18 protein-coding genes and 1 tRNA gene are annotated in these 15,275 nt (G+C 69.5%); 5 read left to right on the top strand and 14 right to left on the bottom strand.

Annotated elements, in window-relative coordinates; all coding sequences use genetic code 11:
* Positions 1 to 15: 15 nt before the first annotated feature.
* Positions 16 to 1,044: a DUF2804 domain-containing protein gene (locus F6A08_RS12700; RefSeq protein ID WP_151459599.1), complete on the top strand. Its 1,029-nt coding sequence runs from the start codon at positions 16 to 18 to the stop codon at positions 1,042 to 1,044.
* Here F6A08_RS12700 and F6A08_RS12705 read toward each other — a convergent pair.
* A complete protein-coding gene (locus F6A08_RS12705) occupies positions 1,031 to 2,101 on the bottom strand; it encodes an NAD(P)-binding domain-containing protein (protein WP_151459600.1) in 1,071 nt (356 codons plus the stop codon). The genes F6A08_RS12700 and F6A08_RS12705 overlap by 14 nt on opposite strands.
* 134 nt (positions 2,102 to 2,235) lie before the next feature.
* Between F6A08_RS12705 and F6A08_RS12710 the strand changes: the two genes are divergently transcribed.
* Positions 2,236 to 2,308: transfer RNA gene (locus F6A08_RS12710), tRNA-Ala, on the top strand.
* 358 nt (positions 2,309 to 2,666) lie between these two features.
* Complete coding sequence (locus F6A08_RS12715; RefSeq protein ID WP_124895686.1) at positions 2,667 to 2,849, top strand: hypothetical protein; 183 nt, start codon at positions 2,667 to 2,669, stop codon at positions 2,847 to 2,849.
* A 75-nt stretch (positions 2,850 to 2,924) separates the two neighbouring features.
* On the opposite strand, the gene F6A08_RS12720 is transcribed toward F6A08_RS12715, so the two are convergent.
* The 11 genes from F6A08_RS12720 to rplU all read right to left on the bottom strand — a co-directional run bounded on the left by F6A08_RS12720 (position 2,925) and on the right by rplU (position 10,727).
* Entirely contained in the window at positions 2,925 to 3,209 is a 285-nt protein-coding gene (locus tag F6A08_RS12720) for a hypothetical protein (RefSeq protein WP_026049747.1), read from the bottom strand.
* A gap of 110 nt (positions 3,210 to 3,319) precedes the next feature.
* Positions 3,320 to 4,009, bottom strand: a complete 690-nt coding sequence (locus F6A08_RS12725; RefSeq protein ID WP_124895687.1) for an SDR family oxidoreductase — start codon at positions 4,007 to 4,009, stop codon at positions 3,320 to 3,322.
* A 1-nt stretch (position 4,010) separates the two neighbouring features.
* Positions 4,011 to 4,403: a ribosome silencing factor gene (gene rsfS, locus F6A08_RS12730; protein ID WP_026049748.1), complete on the bottom strand. Its 393-nt coding sequence runs from the start codon at positions 4,401 to 4,403 to the stop codon at positions 4,011 to 4,013.
* Entirely contained in the window at positions 4,403 to 5,590 is a 1,188-nt protein-coding gene (locus F6A08_RS12735; protein ID WP_151459601.1) for a hypothetical protein, read from the bottom strand. Before F6A08_RS12735 ends, rsfS begins: the two co-directional genes overlap by 1 nt.
* Complete coding sequence (gene nadD / locus F6A08_RS12740; protein WP_017202365.1) at positions 5,587 to 6,192, bottom strand: nicotinate-nucleotide adenylyltransferase; 606 nt, start codon at positions 6,190 to 6,192, stop codon at positions 5,587 to 5,589. The genes F6A08_RS12735 and nadD overlap by 4 nt, the downstream gene beginning before the upstream one ends.
* 6 nt (positions 6,193 to 6,198) lie before the next feature.
* On the bottom strand, positions 6,199 to 6,423 hold the full coding sequence (locus F6A08_RS12745; protein ID WP_017202366.1) for a hypothetical protein: 225 nt from the start codon (positions 6,421 to 6,423) through the stop codon (positions 6,199 to 6,201).
* A 65-nt stretch (positions 6,424 to 6,488) separates the two neighbouring features.
* Positions 6,489 to 7,742, bottom strand: a complete 1,254-nt coding sequence (locus F6A08_RS12750) for a glutamate-5-semialdehyde dehydrogenase (protein ID WP_151459602.1) — start codon at positions 7,740 to 7,742, stop codon at positions 6,489 to 6,491.
* A 9-nt stretch (positions 7,743 to 7,751) separates the two neighbouring features.
* Positions 7,752 to 8,537 carry a glutamate 5-kinase gene (gene proB / locus F6A08_RS12755; protein ID WP_017202368.1) on the bottom strand — a complete coding sequence of 262 codons (786 nt, stop codon included), beginning with the start codon at positions 8,535 to 8,537 and terminating at the stop codon, positions 7,752 to 7,754.
* Positions 8,534 to 10,033, bottom strand: coding sequence for a GTPase ObgE (gene obgE / locus F6A08_RS12760; protein WP_124895690.1), 1,500 nt, complete (start codon positions 10,031 to 10,033; stop codon positions 8,534 to 8,536). Before obgE ends, proB begins: the two co-directional genes overlap by 4 nt.
* A 109-nt stretch (positions 10,034 to 10,142) precedes the next feature.
* A complete protein-coding gene (rpmA, locus tag F6A08_RS12765) occupies positions 10,143 to 10,400 on the bottom strand; it encodes a 50S ribosomal protein L27 (RefSeq protein WP_017202370.1) in 258 nt (85 codons plus the stop codon).
* A gap of 18 nt (positions 10,401 to 10,418) precedes the next feature.
* On the bottom strand, positions 10,419 to 10,727 hold the full coding sequence (gene rplU / locus F6A08_RS12770; protein WP_164479560.1) for a 50S ribosomal protein L21: 309 nt from the start codon (positions 10,725 to 10,727) through the stop codon (positions 10,419 to 10,421).
* Between the two features lie 236 nt (positions 10,728 to 10,963).
* Here rplU and F6A08_RS12775 point away from each other — a divergent pair, with 236 nt between their 5' ends.
* Positions 10,964 to 11,230, top strand: a complete 267-nt coding sequence (locus F6A08_RS12775) for a DUF4031 domain-containing protein (protein WP_017202372.1) — start codon at positions 10,964 to 10,966, stop codon at positions 11,228 to 11,230.
* Here the strand turns inward: F6A08_RS12775 and F6A08_RS12780 are convergent.
* Positions 11,195 to 13,894 (bottom strand): Rne/Rng family ribonuclease, encoded by a 2,700-nt coding sequence (locus F6A08_RS12780; protein WP_151459603.1) that lies wholly within the window; start codon positions 13,892 to 13,894, stop codon positions 11,195 to 11,197. The two genes, F6A08_RS12775 and F6A08_RS12780, sit on opposite strands and share 36 nt — an antisense overlap.
* A 281-nt stretch (positions 13,895 to 14,175) precedes the next feature.
* On the opposite strand from F6A08_RS12780, the gene F6A08_RS12785 reads away from it, so the two are divergent.
* On the top strand, positions 14,176 to 14,793 hold the full coding sequence (locus F6A08_RS12785; RefSeq protein ID WP_151459604.1) for a vitamin K epoxide reductase family protein: 618 nt from the start codon (positions 14,176 to 14,178) through the stop codon (positions 14,791 to 14,793).
* A 65-nt stretch (positions 14,794 to 14,858) separates the two neighbouring features.
* On the opposite strand, the gene ndk is transcribed toward F6A08_RS12785, so the two are convergent.
* Complete coding sequence (gene ndk, locus F6A08_RS12790; protein ID WP_151459605.1) at positions 14,859 to 15,275, bottom strand: nucleoside-diphosphate kinase; 417 nt, start codon at positions 15,273 to 15,275, stop codon at positions 14,859 to 14,861.

Below are 15,275 nucleotides of genomic sequence, written 5' to 3' on the forward strand. Positions count from 1 at the left end.
TCGGATGGCAGGACGATGACGCCCACCCCCTCGACCGAGCGCGAGATCCTCGCGCGCATATCGCTGACCCGTGCGGACGGCGGACTGAACCCGGAGGCGCTGGGGTGGTCGCGCACTCCGTTGCACGACACCTCCGGCATCCCGGACCGGCGCTCGTGGGGACGCAACAAGCGCTGGGAGTACTGGAATGTGATGAGTCCGGCGCACATCGTCTCGCTCACCGTCTCCTGCGTCGATTACATGTCCCTCCACGAGATCTGGGTGCTCGACCGGGCCACGGGAGAGAGCGCGGGGTCGACCGTGATCTCACCCGGGAGTCGCAGCGCCGAACTTCCGGCCTCGCTCGGCGAGGGACCGGCGCGTGCCCGCACCCGGCGCCTGACGATCGACGTCGACGAGTCGCTCGACGGAACCCGCCTGCGCGGACGCGCACTCGGAGTCTCCTTCGACATCATGGCCGCCCGCCCTCGCGATCACGACTCGCTCGGTGTGGTCGTGCCCTGGCTCCGGGAGGAAGGAGACCCGACGCGCTTCCAGTACACCGTGAAGGACGTCGCCCGTCCCGCCACCGGGTACCTGAGCGTGAACGGCGTCGCGCATGACCTGCCGGCCGGCAGCTGGGCGGTGCTCGACCACGGGCGCGGACGCTGGCCGTACCGCGTGCACTGGAACTGGGCGGCCGGCAGCGGGATCGTGGAGGGCCGCGTGATCGGGCTCCAGCTCGGCTCGAAGTGGACCGACGGCTCCGGAACGACCGAGAACGCCCTCGTCGTCGACGGCCGGCTCTCCAAGCTCGGCGAGGACTACGTCTGGGACTACGACCCCGAGCGGTTCATGCAGCCGTGGCACATCCACGGGGAGACCGCGGATCTGACCTTCACGCCCTTCTACGACAAGCACTCGCAGACCAACGCTCTGGTGATCGCGAGCAGGACGGATCAGCTGTTCGGCGTCTGGTCGGGCTGGGTGCGCGACGACGAGGGCGCCCGTGTGCGCGTCGACGGGATCGAGGGGTTCGCGGAAGACGTGCTCAACCGCTGGTGACAGGCGCGGCAGCACGCTGAAGCGCCCGCTGGACACCCTTCGCGGCCGCCCGCCCCGCCCGATTGGCCCCGATGGTGCTCGCGGAGGGACCGTAGCCGACGAGCTGCACGCGCGGGTCCGCGACCGCCGTCGTGCCGCGACCACCGCGGTCGAGCTGAATGCCTCCGGCCGCACTGCGCAGGTGCAGCGGGGCCAGGTGCGTGATGGCGGGCCGGAAGCCGGTCGCCCAGAGGATCACGTCGACGCGCTCGAAGGATCCGTCCGCCCAGCGCACCCCGTCGGGTTCGATCCGCGAGAACAGCGGCCGGCGGTCCGCATAGGCGCCGAGATGCTCCGCCTCGCGCTCCTGCGGCCGCAGCATCAGGCCCGTGACGCTGACCACGCTCTCCGGAGGGAGCCCGGCGGCGACCCGCTGCTCGACCAGCGCCACGGCGGCCGCTCCGGCCTCCGGCGTGAAGTCGTCGGTCCGCCAGACCGGAGGCCGACGCGTGACCCAGAGCGTGTCGGTGAGGGGCGCCAGCGCGCCGAGGAACTGCACCGCTGATGCTCCCCCGCCCACCACCAGGACGCGCTTGCCGCGGAAGTGCTCCGGGCCGGGGTAGTCCACGGTGTGCAGCTGCTCTCCGAGGAACGTCTCCATGCCGGGGAAGTGCGGCAGGAACGGGTGCGTCCAGGTCCCGGTGGCGTTGACGAGCGTCCTGGTCGTCCACTCCCCCTCCGGGGCGCGCACGACCAGCAGACCGTCGTGGTCCTCGACGCGCTCGACGTGCACCGGGCGGATCACCGGAAGAGCGTGCCGCTGTTCGTACGCGGCGAAATACGCGGGGACAGCCACGTTGGCGCGCGCGTCGTCGCGCGGAGGAGGGTCGTCGGAGGGCAGCTCCGCCACCCCGTGCACGTCGCGCATCGTGAGCGCGTCCCAGCGGTGCTGCCAGGCGCCGCCGGGCTTGTCGTCCGCATCCAGCACCACGTGCGGGATGCCGAGTCGCCCGAGATGGAAGGACGCCGAGAGCCCGGCCTGCCCTGCGCCGATCACGAGACTGTCGAGGATGCTCACGCTGATCAGAACGCCCGGCCCGCTCCGGTTGTTCCACCGGACGGGACGCGCCCGGGCGCCCTGGCTCGATTCGTGCTCGCGGCGAATCCTGTAGTAGGCTTTTCACGTTGCTCCGGCCGGCCCGGAGAGCGTTTGGGCCTGTGGCGCAGCTGGTAGCGCACCTGCATGGCATGCAGGGGGTCAGGGGTTCGAGTCCCCTCAGGTCCACCGAGAAAGCCCCTGGTTCGCCAGGGGCTTTTCGCGTTCTCACGCCGGCACTGATCGCTCCTTTCCCGTCCGGACGGCGAGCTGACACGCTGTGCTGACTGGACTTTCAGGCAACTGACCCTGGACAAACGTCTAGGCATGCCGTTTACTGAGTCGGGGCCGCACGCCCTGCACCCGCAGTCGTCGGGGCGCCGCTTCGTCGGCAGATCAGGATCCCCACCATCGCCCGAACGGTGGTGGGGATCCTGATACGCCCCTGTTCCTCGCGATAGCGCGCCGCCCCTCCGGCGTCAAGGCATTCGTCACGGCGCGTGCGGCGGTCGTACCGTGAGCGCATCCCTCGACGAAAGGATGCCCCATGTCCAATCCCACCCCTCCCCTCGTCCCGCTGCCCGACGACGATCACGGCGACGTGCCCACCCGGGAGGTCGACGGCGACGAGACCCTCGACACCGACATCGACGACGCACTCGTCGACAGCGCGGAGGCCGACCGTGCCGCGTCCACGGAAGACGCCGACGACACAGACGACCTGCGCTGAACCCGCACCGCGGAAAACAAGAGCGCACCGTCTCCACGGAGACGGTGCGCTTCTTTCGACGCGCGCTGGTCGCGATCAGGTCGCGAGCAGGGGCGGACGGTGAGGGATGGAGATCGGGCGCGTCGCCCTGCCGGTGTGCTGCATCCGCTCGACCTCTTCGAGGACCTCGAACGCAGAGCCGTAGCGCAGAGCCAGGGGCAGCTCGCGCAGCCAGGTCACCTCGACCTCCGTCTCGGCGAGTTCGTACACGCAGGCCACGACATGGCGAGGGTCGTTCTCGGGGTAGCGCAGGTCGTTGATCACCCACTCCGACGACGTGATGCGGTGAAGCACGAAACGCGGATCAGGAATATCAGACATGTGCGGGCCCTCCAGGACTCTCTCTCAACGAGAGTGCCCCGCCGTCCGGCGGAGGGGAAGGCCCTTGACAGCTGAGGAAGACCGGCTACGCCGTGCCGTCACGCCCGGGGTCAGCGCCCAGGACGGATCGTCAGTTCGGTCAGGTGAGCGTCACGCGGCAGGTCGAGTGCGGTGAGGATGGTGGTCGCGACCGCGTCCGGGGTGATGAACTCCCCCGCGTCGTAGTCCTGACCCTCCTGCTGGCGCACCCGCTGCTGCATGGGCGTGGCCGTGCGGCCGGGGAAGACCGAGGTCACCCGCACGCCGTGCTGCGCCTCTTCGGCACGCAGCGCATCCGCCAGGGCGCGGAGACCGTGCTTGGAGGCGGCATAGGCCGACCAACCGGGGCTCGCACGCAGGCCCGCACCCGAGTTGACGAACACGACATGCCCCTGCGAGACGCGCAGCACAGGCAGCAGCAGCCGGGTCAGCTCGGCGGGGGCGATCAGATTCACCGCCAGCTGCTGCTCCCAGATCGCCGGCGGAAGGTCTCCGACGTCGCCGAGATCGACGACGCCGGCGACGTGCACCAGCGAATCGATGCGCTGCGGGAGCTGCTGCTTGGAGAGCGCCCAGGAGAGCCGACCCGGCTGAGCCAGGTCGCCGACGAGGACCGTCGCTCCAGGGAGTTCCTCGGCGATGGTCCGGGCGCGACCGGCATCACGGGCGAGCGCGACCACGTCGTCACCGCGGGCGAGCAGTCGACGAGAGAGGACAGCGCCGATGCCGGATCCGGCACCGGTGACGAGGTGCGTCGTCATGTCAGCGAGGGTCTGCGGCCGTCTCGGCGGCGGGCTCCGCGATGTCGATGGGCACGATCGGGCAGTCCTTCCACAGGCGCTCGAGGCCGTAGTACACGCGCTCCTCCTGGTGGAAGACGTGGACGATCAGGTCGCCGAAGTCCAACAGGACCCAGCGGGCCTCCGCGCGTCCCTCGCGGCGGACGCGCTTGTGGCCGGACTCGATCAGCTTGTCCTCGATCTCATCGGCGATCGCGGCGACGTTGCGCTCGCTGTTCCCGGTGACGAGGAGGAAGATGTCGACGAGCGGAAGCGGCTCGGAGACGTTCAGCGCCAGCAGATCCTCTCCGCCCTTGGCGACGGCGGCTTCGGCGGCGATGCGGAGCATCTCTTCGGCGGTTTCAGGTGATTGCATCAAATCAGTTTCGTGGTGAAGGCGATGACGAGGACGACGCCGATCGCGAGGGCGAGCCCGCCGGCGACGATGGCGAGCGTCACCATCAGGCGGTTGCCCTTCTCGGGAGCAGGAGGCCGGATGACCTCGCCCGCGGGCTTGATGGTGCTGACCGCCGAGCTGGCGGCGATCGGCGTGGGAGACGACGCGGGAGGCAGCTCGCCGTCGATGAGAACGGAGTCCACCTCCTTGCCGTCGGTCGTTCCGAGCGCGTGCCCCTGGGAGCCCATGCCCTGCGGAAGTTCGTAGGAGCCGGTGATCAGGATCTCACCGGTGGAGGCGACAGGGCCGGACAGCGAGCCCTCGCCCGGAGAGGGCGTGAAGATAAGTGCGTTCGGAGCGGAGTGCTGCGAGCCGGTCGAATCGCTCACCGAGAGGAGCTCATCGAAGGACGGGCGGAACGGCTTCTGCGGCTCGGGAGCGTCGGAGAGCACGCCCTCGCCGAAGGACGAGTTGACCGTCGGCCGTGCACCCGCGGCGATCTCCTCCTCGTCGGCGTCATCGACGTCCGCGAGGACATCATCGCCTGCTGCCGTGGCGTCCGGCTCGTCCGTCAGACCGAGGGCAGCCTCGGTCTCGTCGGGACGCGCTTCCGCCGCGGGTTCTTCGGAGGACTCGAGCGGGACCTCGCCGACCGTATCGGCGACGGAGGATGCCCGCACCGGCTCGCCGGCGGCCTCCTCACCGAGGTCGGAGTCGTCGTCCTCCGAGTCGGAACCGAATGCCGGAATTCCGGAGACGATCTCGCTGGCTCGGTCGTCCACCTCGACGGGAGCGGAGCCGACCGGCTCTTCGCGGTCGGTCGAGGCTTCGTCGGTCGAGTCGGCTTCCTGCGCCGCCTCCGAGGACTCGTCCGCCTCCTCCGCACCGATCACGGGGACGGAGGCGGTGCGGACCTTCTCGAGCTCGCGCGCCCGACGGCGGGTCAACGGGGCGTCGCGGTGCTCGGCGTCGTCAGCGGGGGTCGGAGCAGGCGGGATCACGGCCGGCTCCGCGGGGCGCGGCAGCGGCGGCGCGGGCGGGGCCGGCGGTGCCGCTTCCGCCGCGGCAGCGGCTTCCTCGCTGGAGATCACCGGGGTCGATCCCGTCAGCCGGATCTCCCGCAGCTGCTTGCGTGTCAGCGGACCCTGCTGATCCGATGTACTCATGCCTTGCTCCGATACAGATGATGCTTCGCGATGTACTGAACGACCCCGTCAGGGACCAGATACCAGACCGGCTGATCGTCGCGAACGCGTTCACGGCAGTCCGTCGACGAGATCGACAGCGCCGGCACTTCCAGTTGGCTGACGTCGTCGCTCGGGAGGCCGTCTGTGCTCAGGACATGTCCAGGACGTGAGACCGCGACGAAGTGGGCCAACTGCCACAACTCATCATGGTCCCTCCAACTGAGAATTTGCGCTACGGCGTCCGCTCCCGTGATGAAGAAGAGCTCCGCGTCCGGTCGATCCCGCTTCAGGTCCCGCAGCGTGTCGATCGTGTAGGTGGGCCCCTCACGATCGATGTCCACCCGGCTCACGGTGAACTGGGGGTTCGACGCGGTCGCGATCACCGTCATCAGGTAGCGGTGCTCGCTGGGCGACACCTCGGACTTCTGCCACGGTCGTCCGGTCGGGACGAAGACGACCTCGTCGAGGCCGAAGGAGTGGGCGACCTCGCTGGCGGCGACCAGGTGGCCGTGATGGATGGGGTCGAATGTCCCGCCCATCACGCCGATGCGCGGGGGGCGCGTGGTCGCGGCGTCGTTCATGGGGGCCTAGTGGCCGTGTCCTGCCTCGTGGCCGTCCTTGCCGTGCCTTGCAGCCCACGCCTCGGCCTTGGCCGAGTGACGGTTGGCGACGTTCTTGTACGAGAAGGTCACCAGCCCGAGGAAGGCGAACACCACCGCGGCGATGGCTCCGAAGATCACCGTTTCGAGCGCGACGTTGCCGTGGTGCTCCGTTTCGGCAGCGGCCATCGCGATCTGTGCGACGAGGTTCATCCTGACTCCGTTTCGTGGCGTGCTGTTCGGGATCCTGTGGGGTACAGCGTCCCCCAGTCTAGCCCTCAGTCGCGCGTCTGCCCTGCCCCACGCGCGAGCCATTTGGTGCTGGTCAGCTCGGAGAGCCCCATCGGTCCTCGAGCATGCAGCTTCTGGGTGGAGATCCCGACCTCGGCACCGAAGCCGAACTCGCCGCCGTCGGTGAATCGCGTCGAGGCGTTGGTCATCACCACGGCCGAGTCGACCTCGGCGAGGAAGCGTTCCGCGTTGCGCGCATCGGTCGTGATGATCGACTCGGTGTGCCCGGTGCTGTAGCGACGGATGTGCTCGAGCGCGTCGTCGAGCGAGTCGACCACTTTCATCGCGACATCGAGGCTCAGGTACTCGGTCTCCCAGTCCTCCTCGGTGGCAGGGATCACCGTGGTCACGAGACCGGCGACGATGTCGTCTCCGTGGATCGCCACGCCCTCGCTCATGAGCGCGCTGGCCACGAGCGGGATGAGGCGCGGGGCGGCCTGACGGTGCACGAGCACCGTCTCCACGGCGTTGCAGACGCTGGGGCGCTGGACCTTCGCGTTGACGACGATGTCGCACGCCCAGTCGTCTGGTGCGGTCTCATCGAGGAAGATGTGCACGTTGCCCGCACCGGTCTCGATCACCGGAACCGTCGATTCGGTGACGACCGTCTCGATCAGGCTCGCGCTCCCCCGCGGCACCAGCACGTCGACCAGTCCTCGGCCGTGCATGAGCGCTCTGGCCCCCTCACGTCCGAAATCGTCGACCGTCTGGATCGCTTCCGGCGTGACGCCGGCAACGGAGAGGGCGTCGCGCATGATCTCGACCAGCACCGTGTTCGAGTCGCGGGCTGCGCTTCCGCCGCGCAGGACGACCGCGTTGCCCGAGCGCAGGGCCAGTGCGGCGATGTCGACGGTGACGTTGGGGCGGGCCTCGTAGATCGCGCCGACCACGCCGAACGGAACGCGCACCTGCTCGAGCGCCACGCCGTTGGGCATCCGATGTCCGCCGACCACCCGGCCGACCGGATCGGGTAGCGCGGCGATCTCACGGACGGCCGCGGCGAGGGCGGCGACCCGCTTGTCGTCGAGTCGCAGACGGTCGATCAGCGAGTCGCCGATCCCCTCTTCACGTCCGCGTTCGATGTCGCGCGCGTTCGCGTCGATGATGCGGGGCGCCTCGCGCAGCAGAGCGACCGCGACGGCTTCGAGCGCGCGGACCTTGTCGTCGCTGGTGAGGGACGCCGTGGCGCGGGAGGCCTCTTTGGCGCGCTCGAGGCGCACCTGCGGGGTCTGGTCGGTCATCCGCCCAGTTTAGGAGGTCGCCGGCGCGAACCAGGTTCCGATGTCGGCGCCCGAGAGCGCCCGATCGACCAGGTCGGCGCTCGTGACCAGGACGCCGATTCCCGAGGCCGCCGCGAGCCGCGCAGCGGACACCTTGGTGGCCGCACCCCCGGTGCCGACGCTGTTGACGACCGTCGCGCCGAACTCCAGGCCACTGAGGTCGGCATCCGGGGCCACGATGTCGATCGGCTCGGCTCCCGGGTCCGTGGGCGGCTTCGTGTACAGCGACTCGATGTCGCTCAGCAGCACCAGTGCATCCGCTTCGATGAGCTGCGCGACGAGCGCGCCGAGGCGGTCGTTGTCACCGAAGCGGATCTCCTGCGTCGCGACCGTGTCGTTCTCGTTGACGATGGGGAGGGTGCGCAGGCCGAGCAGACGCTCCATCGCCCGGCGGGCGTTCGAGCGCGACGTCGGATTCTCCAGGTCGCCCGTCGTCAGCAGCACCTGTCCCGCGACGATGTCGAACGGCCGCAGCGATTCCTGGTAGCGGTACATCAGGATGTTCTGCCCGACGGCGGCGGCTGCCTGCTGCGTCGCCAGGTCGGTCGGACGCGCATCGAGGCGGAGGAACGGGATGCCGGAGGCGATCGCTCCCGACGACACGAGCACGACCTCCGCACCTCGGGCATGCGCGGCCGCCAGCGCTTCGACGATGAGCGGGATCCGCCACGACGACTCCCCGCTGATCGACGACGAGCCCACCTTCACGACGATGCGGGATGCGGTCGCGAGGTCGGCTCGGGTCCGTGCGGTCACTCGCCGTCCTCGCGGTAGGCGGCCAGACGCTGCTCCTCGACCTCTGCGCGCGCCTGGGCCTTGGCGTCCATCCGCTCGTAGTACTGCTCGCGGCGCTCGGACGTCGTCCGGCGGGCGTTCGGAGCGAGCCGCGGGTCGGTGCCGCGGGGCGCGCTCATCAGCTCGGCGGCCGATGTCATCGTGGGCTCCCAGTCGAAGACGATGCTGTCGCCCTCGCCGATCACGACCGTCGATCCCTGGACCGCGCCGAGACGGAAGAGCTCGTCCTCGACACCGAGCTTCTCGAGACGATCCGCGAGGTACCCGACGGCCTCCTCGTTCTGGAAGTCCGTCTGCTGCACCCAGCGCACCGGCTTGTCACCGAGGATTCGGTAGACGTTGCCGTAGGTTCCACCCTCCACCCGGATGGTGAACTCCTTCTTGGAGCCGCGCGGGCGGATGACGACCCGCTCCGGCGGCGTCTCGACGGCAGCCTCGGCACGGTGCTTCTCGACCAGCTCTCCGAGCGCGAACGTGAGCGGCCGCAGCCCCTCGTGCGAGACCGTGGAGATCTCGAACACGCGGAAGCCGCGGGCCTCCAGTTCGGGCCGGACGAGCTCGGCGAGATCACGGGCCTCCGGGACGTCGACCTTGTTCAGCGCGACGAGCTGCGGGCGCTCCAGCAGCGGCGTCTGCCCCTCGGGGACCTCGTAGGCGCCCAGCTCGGCGAGGATGACGTCGAGGTCCGAGATCGGGTCGCGGCCCGGCTCGAGCGTGGCGCAGTCGAGAACGTGCAGCAGGGCGGAGCAGCGCTCCACATGGCGGAGGAACTCGAGTCCGAGACCGCGTCCCTCGCTGGCGCCCTCGATGAGGCCGGGCACGTCGGCGACGGTGTACCGGAAGTCCCCCACCTGGACCACACCCAGGTTCGGGTGCAGCGTCGTGAACGGGTAGTCCGCGATCTTGGGGCGTGCGGCGGAGATCGCACCGATCAGGCTCGACTTGCCCGCGGAGGGGTAGCCGACGAGCGCGATGTCGGCCACGGTCTTCAGCTCGAGGACGACGTCGCCCTCGTAGCCGGGCGTTCCGAGCAGGGCGAACCCGGGCGCCTTGCGCTTCGGGGTCGCGAGAGCCGCGTTGCCGAGACCGCCCTGACCGCCGGCAGCGACGACGTATCGCTCCCCGGGGACGATCATGTCGACCAGCACCTCGCCGGCGGTGTTCTTCACCACGGTGCCGACCGGCACGGGAAGCTCCAGCGTCTCGCCGAGGAACCCGGACCGGTGGTCACCCATGCCGGGACCGCCGTTGCCGGAGGACCGATGCGGCGAGTGGTGGTACGACAGCAGCGTGCCGGTCTGCGGGTCGGCGACGAGCACGATGTCGCCCCCGTCGCCGCCGTTGCCGCCGTCCGGGCCGCCCAGCGGCTTGAACTTCTCGCGGTGCACGGAGACACAGCCGTTGCCGCCCTTGCCCGCACGCAGGTGCAACGTGACGGTGTCGACGAACGTGACCATGTCTCGGTCTCCTCAGTGGTTCTGGTCTGCCCGTCTCAACGGAGGGCAGATACACGGACGGGGCGGGCCGAAGCCCGCCCCGAACCGGATGTCTGGTGTCGTGCTGAGATCACTCAGCAGCAGCGACGATGTTGACGACCTTGCGGCCGCCCTTCGCGCCGAACTCGACCGCACCCGCGGCCAGAGCGAACAGCGTGTCGTCGCCGCCACGGCCGACGTTGACGCCGGGGTGGAAGTGCGTGCCGCGCTGGCGGACGATGATCTCGCCGGCGAGGACCTGCTGGCCGCCGAAGCGCTTCACGCCGAGGCGCTGTGCGTTGGAGTCACGACCGTTACGGGTGGAGCTTGCGCCCTTTTTGTGTGCCATGTCCTGGTCTCCTCGGTCTTACTTGATGCCGGTGATCTTGACGCGCGTGAGCTCCTGACGGTGGCCCTGGCGCTTCTTGTAACCGGTCTTGTTCTTGTACTTCTGGATGATGATCTTCGGGCCGCGGAGGTTTCCGATGACCTCAGCCGTGACCTTGACCTTCGCCAGGCTGTCGGCGTCGGTGGTCACCGTGGCGCCGTCGACGAGCAGCACAGCGGCAAGCTCGATCTTCTCGCCCTGGGCAGCCTGCACACGGTCGAGCTGAACGATCGTGCCGACCTCGACCTTCTCCTGCCGCCCACCGGCGCGCACTACTGCGTAAACCACTTCATACCTTGTTTCGTTGGGGAGCACGTCGGCTCCGAGAATCTCACGGGAAGACTGTTGCTTGCATGCGTCGCAGGACGACGGGCACGAACGCAAGGCTCTCCGCATCGACCGGCGAGGACGACGCGGCATACGCACCAAGGGACTACTTTACCGGATGAGGCCCGGTGTCGCAAAGCGCGCCGCGCCCGAGCCCCGCGCGGCCCGCCGTATCGGAGCGGACGTAGGCTGACGAGGTGACCGTACTCGTCGACGACCCCCTCTGGCCCGCCCACGGACGCCTGTGGGCGCACCTCGTCAGCGACGCGAGCCTGGACGAGCTGCACGCGTTCGCGCGGGCCAACGAGGTGCCGGCTCGGGCTTTCGACCGAGACCACTACGACGTGCCGGAGGAACTCATCCCCCGGCTCATCGCCGGCGGCGCTCAGCATGTCGGCGGCAAGGAGCTCGTCCGCCGACTGATCGCCTCAGGACTCCGGGTCCGCGGTCGCGACCGGCGCTGACGCGTCGTTGTTGACGGCGACGGGCGTCCCGGTGAGCGCGGCCGTCGTCACGCGACGACGCCCTCTGCCCTGACCGGGCGCCTTCGGCTCGGGAAGGGCATCCAGCACCGAATCGAGCAGCTGCTCCGCCGGAGTCTTCGGGCCCTTCCGGTCGCCGCCGCGCTTCTTGCGTGCCTTCTTGGGCCGCTCCGCCACGGGTGCCTCCGCCGCCGGGGCGTCGACCGTCTCGGCCTCCGTGGTCCCATCGGCGCTGGGAGCGATCGTCGAGGCGGCGATCTGCGCGAGCGCGGACTTCGCCCCCTCCGTGATGCTGTGGGTGACGTGGGGTGCGGCCGGAGCGCTCTGGCTCTGGCCGTTGGAGCCGCCTCCGCCGTTGCCGCGCTGACGGCGACCGCTCTGGCCGTTGCCTCCGCCGTTTCCACTGCCGTTGGCGCGGTGCTTCACGACCGGGTCGTGGTGCACGATGACGCCACGGCCGGCGCAGACCTCGCACGCCTCGCTGAAGGTCTCCAGCAGCCCGAGTCCGAGCTTCTTCCGCGTCATCTGCACGAGGCCGAGCGAGGTGACCTCGGCGACCTGGTGCTTCGTGCGGTCGCGGCTCAGGCACTCGATCAGGCGCCGCAGCACGAGATCGCGGTTCGACTCGAGGACCATGTCGATGAAGTCGACCACGATGATGCCGCCGATGTCGCGCAGACGCAGCTGGCGGACGATCTCCTCCGCCGCCTCGAGGTTGTTCTTGGTGACGGTCTCCTCGAGGTTTCCGCCCGAGCCGACGAACTTGCCGGTGTTGACGTCGACGACCGTCATGGCCTCGGTGCGGTCGATCACGAGCGAGCCGCCGGAGGGCAGCCACACCTTGCGGTCGAGAGCCTTCTCGATCTGCTCCGTGATGCGGAACGCATCGAACGGGTCGGTCTCGTCCTCGTAGGCCTCGACGCGCTCGAGAAGGTCGGGCGCGACGCTCTCCAGGTAGGCGCGGATGGTCTGCTGCGCGTCCTCGCCCTGGATCAGCATCTTCGTGAAGTCCTCGTTGAAGACGTCACGGACGATCTTGACGAGCAGGTCGGGCTCCGCGTGCAGGAGGGCCGGCGCCTGCTGGTTCTCGACCTGCTTCTGGATGTGCTCCCACTGCGAGGTGAGACGCTGCACGTCACGCGTGAGCTGGTCCTCGGTCGCCCCTTCGGCGGCGGTGCGGACGATCACGCCGGACGATTCCGGCAGTACCTCCTTGAGGATGCGCTTCAGGCGGGCCCGCTCGTTGTCGGGGAGCTTCCGGCTGATGCCGTTCATCGAGCCGCCTGGCACGTACACGAGGTAGCGGCCGGGGAGCGAGATCTGGCTGGTGAGGCGGGCGCCCTTGTGGCCGACCGGGTCCTTCGTGACCTGAACGAGCACGCGGTCGCCCGGCTTGAGGGCCAGCTCGATGCGACGCGGCTGGTTGCCGGTCTCGACACCGTCCCAGTCGACCTCGCCGGAGTAGAGCACGGCGTTGCGACCGCGGCCGATGTCGACGAACGCGGCCTCCATGCTCGGCAGGACGTTCTGCACGCGGCCGAGGTAGACGTTGCCGATGAGCGATGCGTCCTGGTTGCGGGCGACGTAGTGCTCGACGAGCACGCCGTCCTCGAGGACGCCGATCTGCGTGCGGCCGTTCTTCGAGCGCACGACCATCTTCCGGTCGACGGACTCGCGGCGCGCGAGGAACTCGGCCTCGGTCACGACCGGGCGACGGCGGCCGGCATCGCGACCGTCGCGGCGGCGCTGCTTCTTGGCCTCGAGCCGCGTCGACCCCTTGATCGCCTTCGGCTCGGTGATGTACTCGACGACACGCTGACGCTGGCGCGGCTCATCGCGCTGATCATCCCCGTCGGATCCGCCGCGACGGCGGCGTCCGCGGCGTCCGGAGCCGGTCTCCTCCTGGGGCTGGTCGCGCTCGGCGATCCGGTCGAAGACGCGCTCGCGGCCGGGTCGGGCCGGAAGCGGCACGATCTCGGGCGCGTAGAAGTGCAGCTGCGTGGAGACCTGGGAGACGAACACCTCGGGCAGCAGGCCGAGCGACACGGCGGTCACGGCAGCCGGAGTCTCGGGGGCGACCGGCTCCTCCGGCGTCTCGTCGGCGGAGTCCTGCTCGGCGGAGCCCTTGTCACTCGCGGCGTTCTCGGCCGGGCTCTCCTCGGCGGGGGTCTCCTCGGCGGAGTCCTGCTCGGCGGAGGCCTCGTCACTCGCGGCGTTCTCGACGGGCGACGTCCCGGCGGCCGCGGTCGACTCGACGATCGCTTCCGCGACCGCCTCGATATCCGCGTCGGAACCGTCGGCGGCCTCGGGTTCCCCCTCCGCGGCGACAGCCTCGGCGGCGTCGGCGGCGTCAGCCTCGGAGGCCGTCTCGGTCGCGGCGGCGCTGTCATCCGCCGCAGCCTCAGCCGCATCCACGGCGGCGGCGGTCGCGTCGTCGGCGGCCGCAGCCGCGTCATCGGCGGCCGCGTATCCCGCGGCGAGTTCGTCGGCGGCGGCATCCGCGGCGACGTCGGCCGCGTCCTCCTCCTCGGTCGACGACGCGGTGCGGTCGTCCGCGTCGGGAGCGGTGGGCTCCGTCAGCTCTCCCGCGGCGTCAGCCGGGAAGTCGAGGGTAGGGGCGTTGTTGTCATTGTTCTCATCGGCCATCTCTGGCTTACTCCCTGCACGGGACACTCGGTGTCCCGTGAAATCTCATGCGGTACCCGCGGGTTCCGCGAACTCACTCGGTCTGCGACCGGCTCATGGCTCTGATCGCGTGGGGCATAGGACCCCGAAGTCTGCTCGAAGCGTGTCGCGGCAACGCCGTTCATCGCATCACAGGCCATTATCGCACCAAGTGCGGCCGATCGCGGCATCCCGTCACGCGACAGCGTTTTCTCCGGCCGGTTCTCGCCCCATCCATAGCAGTCGCTGGGATAATCCCCAGTATGAGCGAGCAGCGCACCCGCCCCGTCGTCTACGCCGTCTGGCTGATCATCGCCAGCGTGATCGGGTGGTTCGCCGCCTTCCAGCTCACGGTCGAGAAGTTCGTGCTCGCGGCCAATCCCGACGCCGTCCTGAGCTGCAACGTCAGCGTGATGATCCAGTGCGGGAAGAACCTCGAGTCGTGGCAGGGAGAGGTCTTCGGCTTCCCGAACCCGATCCTCGGTATCGCCGGATGGATGGCGCCCCTCTTCGTCGGCGTCGCACTGCTCGCCGGATCACGGTTCCCCCGGTGGTTCTGGCTGACCTTCGGCGCCGGCGTGACCTTCGCGTTCGGCCTCGTCTGCTGGCTGATCTGGCAGAGCATCTACGCCCCCAACCTCGGCGTGCTCTGCCCGTGGTGCATGCTCACCTGGTCCGTAACCATCCCGACCTTCTTCGCCACCATGCTGCACCTGACTCGAAACGGCAGTTTCACCAGCAACGAGAAGGTGCAGGAGCGCGCGAATCGGCTGATGGCCTGGGTCCCGCTCGCCACGATCCTCGCGTACGCCGTCGTGATCCTCCTCGCTCAGCTGCGCGGCCTCGACCTCCTCGGCGAGGTCATCGGCATGATCTTCTGAGGCCGCACGGAAAGAGCCCGTCCACCGAGATTCGGCGGACGGGCTCTGCGCATGTGGACGGGTTCTCAGTCGAACCAGATGCCCAGTTCGCGCGCGGCCGACTCGGGGCTGTCCGAGCCGTGCACCAGGTTCTGCTGCACCTTGAGCCCCCAGTCCCTGCCGAAGTCGCCGCGGATCGTGCCCGGCGCGGCGGTCGTGGGATCGGTCGTTCCGGCGAGAGAGCGGAAACCCTCGATGACGCGGTTGCCCGCCAGGCGGATGGCGACGGACGGGCCGGAGAGCATGAACTCGATCAGCGGCTCGTAGAACGGCTTGCCCTCGTGCTCGGCGTAGTGCGCGGCGAGCAGGTCGCGGTTCGGCTCGACCAGGCGGATGTCGACGAGGGCGTACCCCTTCGCCTCGATGCGGGCGAGGATCGTGCCGGTGAGGCCGCGGGCGACGCCATCCGGCTTGACGAGGACGAGGGTTTCTTCGGTGGCCAT

The sequence above is a fragment of the Microbacterium algeriense genome, assembly GCF_008868005.1.
Classification (GTDB): domain Bacteria; phylum Actinomycetota; class Actinomycetes; order Actinomycetales; family Microbacteriaceae; genus Microbacterium; species Microbacterium algeriense.